General features: G+C 48.2%; 1 protein-coding gene. It reads left to right on the forward strand.

Annotation, left to right across the window (positions count from 1 at the left end; translation table 11 throughout):
• The first annotated feature begins 12 nt into the window (after positions 1–12).
• Positions 13–11289 (forward strand): non-ribosomal peptide synthetase, encoded by an 11277-nt coding sequence (locus tag GWR21_RS28430; RefSeq protein WP_162335085.1) that lies wholly within the window; start codon positions 13–15, stop codon positions 11287–11289.
• The last annotated feature ends 46 nt before the right edge of the window (positions 11290–11335 follow it).

Raw genomic sequence — 11335 nt, forward strand, 5'->3', positions numbered from 1 at the left:
AAGTACATTAATATGGAAGTCGTAGATATCTTAAATAAAGTAAGGAAACTTGGTGGTAGCATTAAGCTGTACGGCCCTGATGATTCACAGTTGAAGATTAATTCGCCTGCAGGTGTTTTAGATGAATTGCTGTTATCAGCATTGAAAGAGAAGAAGCTGGCGATAATTGAGTATCTCAGGAATATAAAAACAACGGAGCGTATTTATCCCGCACCTATTCAGCAAAATTATCCGTTATCGAATGCGCAGCAGCGTATGTGGGTGCTGTATGAGCTGTCACCAGAAAGTGCCGCATATAATATACCATTGCTGTCCCGTTTGAGCGGTAAAATAGACCAGCTGGCGCTGGAACAGTCACTGCAGGTATTGCTGTCCCGTCACGAGAGCTTGCGTACCGTATTTGAGCAGCAGGATGGGGAACCCCGCCAGCGCATAGCCTCATTTAGCGGCAGTCTGCTGACAGTATATGACTACCCTGGTGACGAGGCCAGTGCGTTAGCTCATGCACAGTCGCTGTCAGCTATCCCATTTGATCTGTCAGCAGGTCCATTGCTGCGCGTTTGTTTGCTGATGACAGGAGCAGAAGAAGGTTTGCTGTTATTGTGTCTTCATCACATCATTGCAGACGAATGGTCCATGCAGGTACTGTTCGGAGAACTGATCCGTTTATACAATGGTTATGTGTCAGGTAGTCCTGTGGAGCTGGAAGCACTTCGGGTACAGTACAAGGACTATGCTTACTGGCAACGTTCACAGTTACCGGAAGCGTTATTATCATCGCGCACTTACTGGACGGAACGTTTTTCAGGAGTTCTTCCCGTACTCGATCTGACAACAGATTATCTGCGTCCCTCAGTGAAGGGATATCAGGGAGCCAGCTACACTTATACATTTAATGCAGGTGACAGCGAACTGTTTGAGCAGGTATTACAGGATCATCAGAGTACCCTTTTCATGGGTTTACTGGCACTGGTGAAATTATTGCTCTATCGTTACACGGGTCAGACAGATCTGATAGTAGGTAGTCCTGTGGCGGGTCGTGAACATCCAGATCTGGAAAATCAGGTGGGCTTCTATGTCAATACGCTGGCGCTGCGTGATGAGTTGAAAGGAGGGGAGGGCTTTAACGCATTATTGAAACAGGTACGTCAGACGGTATTGGAAGGTTTTGCGCATCAGGCATACCCATTTGATGAACTGGTTACGATGTTGTCTTTATCGCATGACATGAGTCGTTCACCATTATTTGATGTAATGGTGAGCTTACAGGATACGCCGGTGTCGCCATCCGTATCAGGACTATCTGTGGAAAGTGTAGCGCTTGATCATCGCATCAGTAAATTTGACCTGCTGTTCTCGTTTGTTCGTGATGAAGCAGGCATCCGCCTTGAACTGGAATATGATACGGCCTTATACAGGGAAAGCACTGTCAGCCGGATGGCAGGCCACCTGGGTCAACTGTTAACCGCCATCTTATCATCGCCTGATACTGCGCTGGATGAAATCAGTTACCTGAGTGAAAGAGAAACGCATGAACTGTTATACACCCTGAATGATAACACTGCCGGGTATCCTGAAGACAAAACACTGGTTGATCTGTTTGAGTGGCAGGTGAGTCAGACCCCTGATCATGTTGCGGTGGTTTTCGGTGACCACAGTCTGACCTATAAGGAACTGAATACCCGTAGTAACCGTTTGGCAGGTTACCTTCGGTCGCATTATCATCCACGCCCCGATGACCTGATCGGCATCCTGCAGTCACGCACGGAACAGATGATCATTTGCATTCTTGGCATTCTGAAATCGGGTGCAGGTTATGTGCCGATCGATGTTGACTATCCGGGAGACCGCATCGATTACATGAAGACAGACAGTCATTGTCTGGTGGTCCTGGATGAAGGGGAATTGAACCGGTTCTTAGCGGAAGAAGCCACTTATCCCGGGGACAATCCTGAGAAGGTGAATACGCCTTCTGATATAGCCTATGTGATCTATACATCAGGCACAACAGGGCAGCCTAAAGGGACTTTGATAACGCACGGGAATGTTGTGCAGTTACTGAAGCCTGATCGCCGGATATATGATTTCCAGGCGACAGATGTATGGACAATGTTCCATTCGTACTGTTTTGATTTTTCGGTATGGGAGATGTATGGGGCCTTGTTGTTTGGTGGTCGTGTTGTGATCGTACCGGGAGCTACAGCCCGCGATCCGGAAGCATTCATCACGTTGCTGCAGGAACAGGGCGTGACCGTTTTGAACCAGACGCCGTCTGCTTTTTATAATCTTCAGCAATCACTATTATCGGCTGGTTGTCCGCCATTGTCATTAAGATATGTCATATTCGGTGGCGAGGCATTAAGTCCGGCAAAGTTATCATCGTGGTATAAGTATTACCCATCGGCTGCTTTAGTCAATATGTATGGTATCACAGAGACGACGGTGCATGTGACCTTTAAAGCAATCACGGAACCGGATATTGAATCAGGTATCAGCAATCTGGGTCGTCCTATACCGACGCTACGTTGTTATGTACTGGATAGTCATGGACAATTGGTTCCGTTTGGTGTACCTGGAGAATTGTATGTAGGAGGAGCGGGGGTGAGCCGTGGTTATCTGAACCGTGAATCACTGACAGCGTCCCGTTTCGTAGCAAGTCCGTTTGTGGCTGGCGACCGCCTTTACCGGACGGGAGACAAAGTTCGCCTGCTGGCGAATGGAGACCTTGTGTATTATGGCCGGTTGGATAACCAGGTGAAGATACGTGGCTACCGTATTGAATTAGGTGAAGTGGCGTATGTCTTGTCGCGGCATGAGGACATAGAAGATGCTGTTGTAAAGGTGATAGACAGGAACGGGGACAAACAGCTGAGTGCTTACTATACACAGGTATCACCGGTAAGTGATACGGCATTACGTGAATATATGCACCAGCGTCTACCCGCCTATATGGTTCCCGTTCACTTCACGATGTTAGACAAGCTACCGCTTACATCGAATGGGAAAGTCAACCTGAACGCATTACCGGAGCCGCAGACGGTTGGCCGGATGTACCGTGCAGCGTCCACATCCACAGAGAAGTCCCTTGCCGAGATATGGGAAAGCCTACTGGGCTGTGGCCGTGTGGGACTGGATGATCATTTTTTTGACCTGGGTGGTCATTCTTTAAAGGCGGTACAGCTATTGAGCCGTATCCAGCAGCGATTTTCGGTGCGTCTCAGCCTGAAGGATGTGTTCACCCATGCATTGCTATCCGATCAGAGCGCGCTGATAGCGGCTGCTGCACATGACGCCTACGCTCCAATACCGTCAGCGCCTGTGGCAGACAGCTATCCGTTGTCCAATGCACAGAAGCGGCTGTGGTTACTGCAACAGCAGGGGCAGGATACAATTGCTTATAACATACCGGTTAATTACAGCCTGAACGGGCATGTGGATATAGACTGCCTGGCCCGTGCTTTCAATATTGTTATAGCACGGCATGAAAGCCTCCGTACTATTTTCATTCTTGAAAATGGAGAGCCACGGCAGCAGGTACTTCCTATGAATGCTTGCAGATTTAAAATTGAATATAAAGATTACCGCAACACGCCAGGAGCAGAAAAGGTGGATGCGCAGGCAGTGGCTAATACCGTCTTTGACCTGTCCTCAGGCCTTTTACTGCGTGTAGCATTGTTTCGCACAGGTGAATCTGCTTATTTACTCAGTCTATGCATCCATCATATTATCTCCGATGAATGGTCGATGCAGGTGCTGGTAAAAGAGCTGCTACAGTGTTATAATAGCTACTGCTCAGGTGAAGAGCCTTCATTGGTCCCTCTACCAGTACAATATAGGGATTATGCCTGGTGGCAACAGGAACAACTACAGGGTAAATCTTTGGAGGCAGCACGTCATTACTGGCTGCGTCGTTTTAGCGGAGACCTTCCCGGGCTGGAGCTGCTGTTGGACCATCCTCGTCCTGTTATACAGGGGCATGAGGGTGCGGAAGTTTACTTCGAATTCAATGCAGAAGAGAGTGCTATATTCAGAGCATTTGTGCGTAGTGAAGACGCGACGCTCTTCATGGGGTTAATGGCAGTTGTTAAAGTATTGCTATATCGCTATACCGGGCAGCAGGATATCGTGATAGGTACGCCGGTCGCAGGTCGTGACCATCCGGACCTGGAAGGGCAGATAGGCTACTACCTGAACACATTAGCGCTGCGGGACCAGGTATCTGGAGACCAGAGTTTCAGACAACTTTTAGCCGGCGTACGCAATAGTACCCTGGAAAGCTATGAATATCAGTGGTATCCATTTGATATGCTGGTAGAGGATCTGGGATTGAGCGCTGGTCATGGGCGATCACCTCTGTTTGACGTGGTTGTTATTTTACAGAACATTCAGCTGAATGCAGATGCCGCATTGCAGATGAAGGGGGTAGACGTAGTAGTTGAGCATGCTGCGCTGGAAGTGAGTAAAGGAGATCTTCGTGTTCAGTTTATGGATCACGGTGAAGAACGTAATCTCTATGGCTGTATAGAATATAATACGGATATTTTTGACCATGAACGTATCGTTCATGTCAGCATGCATTTGCAGGAATTATTCAGCGCTGTTGTGAAAGAGCCGGATGGCCTGATACGTAACTTTTCATATCAGGAAAATGATGGCGTTACCGCTATATTGTTCAATAAGGAGCAGCAGCGGCATGCATTCCCGCTAATCCATGAAGTGTTTGAAACAAGGGCAAAAGAGCATCCTTCACTGACAGCAATAGTCGAAGCAGGTACAGGGATCAGCTATGAATCGCTCAACAGCCGTAGTAATCAGCTTGCTCACTTGTTGATGGATCAGGGAATAACGTCAGGTAACAGAGTCGGCTTGTTCCTGCCCGCAGGTATCCGGCAGGTGTCCGCTTTGCTCGCGGTGTTTAAGTCTGGTGGCGTGTATGTCCCAATGGACATTGGTTTTGCCCGTGCCCGTTTACTGCAGATGCTGCATGAAACGCGTCCGGCTATAATCATCACATCGGGTGAATACAGAGAAGCGGTGGTACAATTGTTAGCCGGGTACGACGGGGTAATAGATTGTCTTGTAGTCTTACCAGTGTCAGGTACCGATCTGCTACTGGACATCGGACTTCCGGCAGCAGATATGATCACTGCGGGGGATGCCAGCCCCGAAGTTTACCGTAATAATGTACTTATTGAATCTAAAGTATATAGTACAGCTAATCCTGAGGTTATGCAGCCTGCTGATAGCGATAGTTATATTTTCTATACTTCGGGATCAACCGGTAAAGGCAAAGGTATTGTGGGTGCGCATGATAGTTTAAGCCACTATATCCATTGGCATATGCGCGAATGGAATATCGGTAAAGGACACCGCATTAGTCAGCTGGCGCCTGTTACGTTCGATGCGTCACTAAAAGATATCTTCACCAGTCTGGCATCCGGGGCCACACTTTGCATTCCATCGCCATCAGTACGCAACAATATGCCGTTGTTGGTTGATTGGCTTCGGTCGGAAGAAGTAAGCATCCTGCAAACAGTTCCTTCTTTGTTCCGGTTACTGACAGCCGCTGCGAAACAACAGATGCGTGGTATTGATCATCTGCGTTATATCATACTGGCTGGTGAAAAGCTGTATGGTAAAGATGTAAATAACTGGTATGCAGTGAATGGTGGGGGTGCCCGTTTGTACAATCTGTATGGTTTAACAGAGACAACGATTCTGAAAAGCTGCTATCACATCGGGTTCAAACATTGGGAACCGGGGGAAGTCATTCCCGTAGGAAAAGCTATCAGTGATGCCAGTATAGCAGTGATCAATGAAAGCGGATTATGTACGTCAGGAGAACTGGGAGATGTATACATCAGGTGCCCTTATATCAGCAAAGGTTATCTTTCCAGTGAGCTGACCGAACGTAGCCTTGTACAAAATCCTCTGGTGCATGACCGGCAGGATCTTGTCTGGCTGACCGGTGACCTGGGACGTTTTCGCAGTGATGGTAACCTGGAGATACTCGGACGGCGGGATGATCAGGTGAAGATCAATGGGGTACGGGTAGAGCTGGACGAAGTGCGGGGAAGTATGCTGCAGCTGGAGGATATAGACCACGTAGAAGTATTGGTTGAGCAGGATACTGATTACCTGCAAACCCTTATTTGTTATTATACCGGTCGTGAACGCAGTGCAGACCAGTTACGGGGAGAGCTAACCCCCCTGCTCAATCCCGCCTTATTGCCATCATATTATATATGGCTACCACAATTCCCATTGAACATGAATGGAAAAGTAGATAGGAAGGTATTGCCCCGTCCGGAGGAATTGTTGTACGACAAGAACTACGAAGCACCGCAGACAGGAATAGAGCGGGAACTTGCTGATTTGTGGCAGCAGGTATTAGGAGTGCAACAGGTGGGGCGCCTGGATAATTTCTTTAATATTGGCGGCTCTTCGTTGAAAGCAATACAACTGATTTCACGTATCTATAAAGCCTTAGATGTACAGCTGACTATAGGAGAGCTGTTCAGTCATCCGGAATTGCATATACAAGCTACATTGATAAACGACGCTAAATGCTCTGTTTATGTTCCGATACCTTTGGCAGAACAACAAGATACATATCCGCTTTCCAATGCACAAAAGCGCTTGTGGTTACAAGTACAACAATCACTGGACGCTGTCCAGTTTAACGGAAGAGAGTTATACCGTCTGCAAGGTGATGTATCTGTTGAGAACCTGACGCGTGCTTTCAATACGATCATTGCACGCCATGAGAGTCTGCGGACCGTATTTATAATGGAAAACGGAGAACCCCGGCAGCATATATTGCCAGCTGATGCGGATATCTTCAACGTTCGCTATTATGACTATGCCGATAGTGCAGATGGAGCGGCAAAAGCGCTGGCCCATGCAAGGGCTGTCACGGCTGAAATTTTTGACCTTTCTGCAGGTCCACTGATACGGATAGCTTTATTCCGTAAAGATGTATCCTCCTACTTACTTTGCCTGTGTATGCATCATATCATTTCCGATGAATGGTCTATGCAGGTAATGATAAGAGAACTGATTTATTGCTATAACAGTTATTCCGCAGGTGCCAATCCGTCGCTGTCACCACTGCCGATTCAATACAAGGATTACGCTTCCTGGCAGCAAGAACAGTTACAGAGTGGGTCGCTGGAAGCAGCCCGCCAGTATTGGCAGCAGCGTTTCAGTGGAGAGTTGCCCGTACTTGAACTGCCATTGGACCATCCCCGTCCTGTGGTACAGGGACATCACGGCAGTGAGGTTTTCTTCAGACTGAGCGCAGAAGACAGAAGGTTGTTCGATTTGCTGGTACGTGGCGAGGATGCAACATTATTCATGGGGTTATTATCTGTTGTAAACGTGCTGTTATACCGTTATACGGGACAGCAGGATATTATTGTTGGGACGCCCGTAGCCGGTCGTGATCATCCCGACCTCGAAGGTCAGGTTGGTTGTTTTCTGAACACACTGGCGCTCCGCAACGAGGTGTCCGGTCATCAGAGCTTTCGGCAGCTATTGCAGACTGTTCGCAATAACACACTCGAAAGTTATCAGCATCAAGCGTATCCGTTCGATATGTTGGTCGAAGAGCTGGGCCTGAACCGGGGTAAAAACCGCTCCCCATTGTTTGACGTGGTGGTGATCCTGCAAAATATTCATTTTAATGACAGTCTATCCCTGAAGATGACTGGTGTGGATGTGTCGATGGATGATGCAGCACTGGGTATCAGCAAAGGAGATCTTCGTATTCAGTTTGTAGACCGTGGGGAAGATCAGGAGCTTTACAGTAGCATAGAATACAATACGGATCTCTTTGACCGGGAGCGTATTGCGCATATGAGCAGGCAGTTACAGGAATTGTTCCATTCCATCGTTAAAGAGCCGGATGTGCTGATCCATACGCTTTCCTACCAGGAAGATGATGGGGTAGCAACGATGTTGTTCAATAGTGATCAGCCAAGGGAAGCCTATCCGTTGATGCATCGGGTGTTTGAACAGCGGGTACAAGAATTTCCGTCAGCAGTCGCCGTGTCAGATAATGGTATAACCATCAGTTATCAGGCACTTAACAGCCGTAGTAACTATTTGGCGCGCCTGTTACAGGACGAAGGTGTCAGCATTGGTGACAGTGTCGGTGTTTTCCTGCCCGCAGGTATCCGCCAGGTGACCGGTTTGCTGGCAGTGTTCAAGGCTGGTGGTGTATATGTGCCGATGGATATCAGCTTCGCCCATTCCCGTTTGCGGCAGATGCTGGAGGAAACCCGTCCTGCAGTGATCATCACATCAGAAGAATACCGGGAATCCCTGGCAGCATTATTTTCGGCGCATCAGATAAAAGTGGACTGTTTGGTGACGTTACCGTTATCAGGAACCTCTTTATTACAGGATATAGGGCTTTCAGGAGTAGAGATGATTGCGGTGGGAGATACGGCGCCTGAAGTCTATCGCAATGGTGTCCGGATGTCCGCTAAAGAATACAGTACAGATAATCTGGAGAATGAGCCGGCGGCCGATGGGGATAGTTACATTTATTACACGTCTGGTTCTACGGGTAAGGGGAAAGGCATTGTGGGTGCTCATAATAGCCTTAGCCATTACATACACTGGCATATGCATGAGTGGAATATAGGCAATGGCGATCGCATCAGTCAACTGGCACCAGTAACATTTGATGCGTCGCTGAAAGACATATTGAGCAGCCTTGGATCCGGAGCTACATTATGCGTACCCTCATCAGAAGTACGTAATAACATGCAGTTGCTGGCAGAGTGGTTGCGTACAGAAGAGGTAAGCATATTACAAACGGTGCCATCTTTATTCCGTTTGCTGACGGGCGCGATGAAGCAACAGAACCGGGGTATAGGCAGCCTGCGGCATGTGGTGCTGGCAGGAGAGAAGCTGTATGGAAAGGATGTGACTAACTGGTACGCGGCCAATGGAAATGGAGCCTCATTATCAGCGCTGTATGGTTTGACAGAAACGACGATTTTAAAGAGTTGTTATCATATTGAGGAAAAAGACTGGGAACCGGGCGAAGTTATTCCTGCAGGCCGTGCAATCAGTGGAGCGCATATCGCCGTGATCAATGAGAGTGGTATGTGCAGTTCCGGTGAGCTGGGGGATGTGTATATCCGGAGTCCTTACCTGAGCAAGGGTTATCTTGATAAATCACTGACGGCATTAAGTCTTGTACAGAACCCATTGTTGGGGGAAGCAGAAGACCTGGTATGGCTGACAGGAGACCTGGGTCGTTACCGTCAAGATGGTAATCTTGAGATCCTTGGCCGCCGTGATGATCAGGTGAAGATCAATGGCGTTCGTATAGAGCTGGACGAAGTTCGTGGTAGTGTGCTACAGCTTGAAGATATAGATCAGGTAGAGTTACTGGTAGATCAGGATGCAGATTATCAGCAGACACTGATCTGCTACTATAGCGGTCGTGAGCGGAGTGGTCATGAATTGCGGGTAGCCCTTTCGGCGACTTTGAATCCGGCGATGCTGCCATCGTATTATGTATGGTTGGCATCATTCCCGCTGAACCTGAACGGGAAGGTGGACCGTAAGGCCTTACCACGTCCACAGGAGTTATTATCAGATAGGGGATATGAAGCGCCGCATGCAGGTGTAGAGCAGGAAGTGGCCGTTTTGTGGCAGCAGGTGTTAGGAATAGAGAAGGTAAGCCGTCATGACAATTTCTTCAATATAGGAGGGTCATCGCTGAAAGCGATTCAGTTGATCTCGCGTATTTATAAGTCACTGGATGTGCAGTTAAGTATAGGCGATATATTTGGTCATGCGAAACTGCAGGAGCAGGCATCTGTTATCCAGGCAGCGAGGCGATCAGCATATGTTGCGATCCCACTGGCGGCAGTCCAAACCACGTATCCTGTATCCAACGCACAGAAACGTTTGTGGTTACAGGTACAGCAATCCCCTACCTCTCTGCAGTTCAACGGTCGGGACCTTTACCGTTTACAGGGGGATCTGTCGGTAGAGAGTCTGATCCGTTCGTTTGATACATTGGTGGCTCGTCATGAGAGCCTGCGTACAATTTTTATTCTGGAGGATGGAGAACCTCGTCAACAGATACTGCCATCCGATGCCTCTACCTTCAGGGTACGGTATTATGACTATACAGACCGTGCTGACAGCACCTCGGCTGCAATGGCACATGCACGTGCCATTACAGCCGAGGTTTTTGATCTTTCTGCGGGACCATTGTTACGTGTAACCCTGTTCCGTACAGATACATCTACTTACCTGCTTAGCCTGAGCATGCATCATATCATATACGATGAGTGGTCTATGCAGGTATTGATAAGAGAACTGTTGCTATGTTACAATAGCTATGTATCAGGCAGTCTTCCTTCACTGGCACCATTACCGTTGCAGTATAAAGACTACGCCTGCTGGCAGCAGGAGCAGTTGCAGGGAGCATCACTGACCACTGCCCGGAACTACTGGTTGAGCCGTTTTAGCGGAGAACTTCCGGTGTTGGCATTGCCGCTGGATCGCCCTCGCCCATTAGTACAGCAATATCAGGGCGCGGAGATATTCTTTGAGCTAGGTGCTGCAGATAGTACATCATTTATATCACTGGTACTGAGTGAGGATGCCACCTTGTTCATGGGGTTGATGGCTGTGGTAAAAGTACTGTTGTATCGCTACACCGGGCAGCAGGATATTATAGTAGGCACGCCGGTAGCAGGGCGTGATCATCCCGACCTGGAAGGCCAGATCGGATACTACCTGAATACGCTGGCGCTACGTGACCACATATCCGGTGAGCAGAGTTTCCGTCAGCTGTTGCGGGAGATCCGTAGGAACACATTGGAAAGTTACCAGCACCAATGGTATCCGTTTGATATGCTCGTAGAGGACCTGGATCTGAACGTTGCACAGGGTCGTTCACCACTATTCGATGTAGTAATGATCCTGCAAAACATACAGCTCGCCGAAAACACCACTTTGGAAATGAAAGGTATGGAGGTAGCCGTGGAAAATGCAGCGCTGGAGATCAGTAAAGGAGATCTTCGCATCCAGTTCGTAGACCATGGGAAAGGAAATAGTTTGCATGGTAGTATAGAGTATAATACAAGCCTGTTCGAACGAGGACGTATTGAGCGGCTGGTGCTTCATTTACAGGAGTTGTTTGCCGGGATAATCCGGGAACCTGATCAAATGCTACAAAAAATTCAGTATATGCTGGTGGATGAAAAAGTGAAATCAACACAGCGGGCCTCATTGTTTAACTCATCTCTTGATTAACCCAAAGAAGGTCAGCTGAGCTGATCCTTATAGAGGTAGAATCGTT

The organism is Chitinophaga agri (assembly GCF_010093065.1).
GTDB classification, from domain to species: Bacteria; Bacteroidota; Bacteroidia; order Chitinophagales; family Chitinophagaceae; genus Chitinophaga; species Chitinophaga agri.

What these genes read in the sequence shown, in the direction of transcription:
- GWR21_RS28430 (WP_162335085.1), top strand. Translation starts at nt 13, where the DNA reads ATGGAAGTCGTAGATATCTTAAATAAAGTAAGGAAACTTGGTGGTAGC.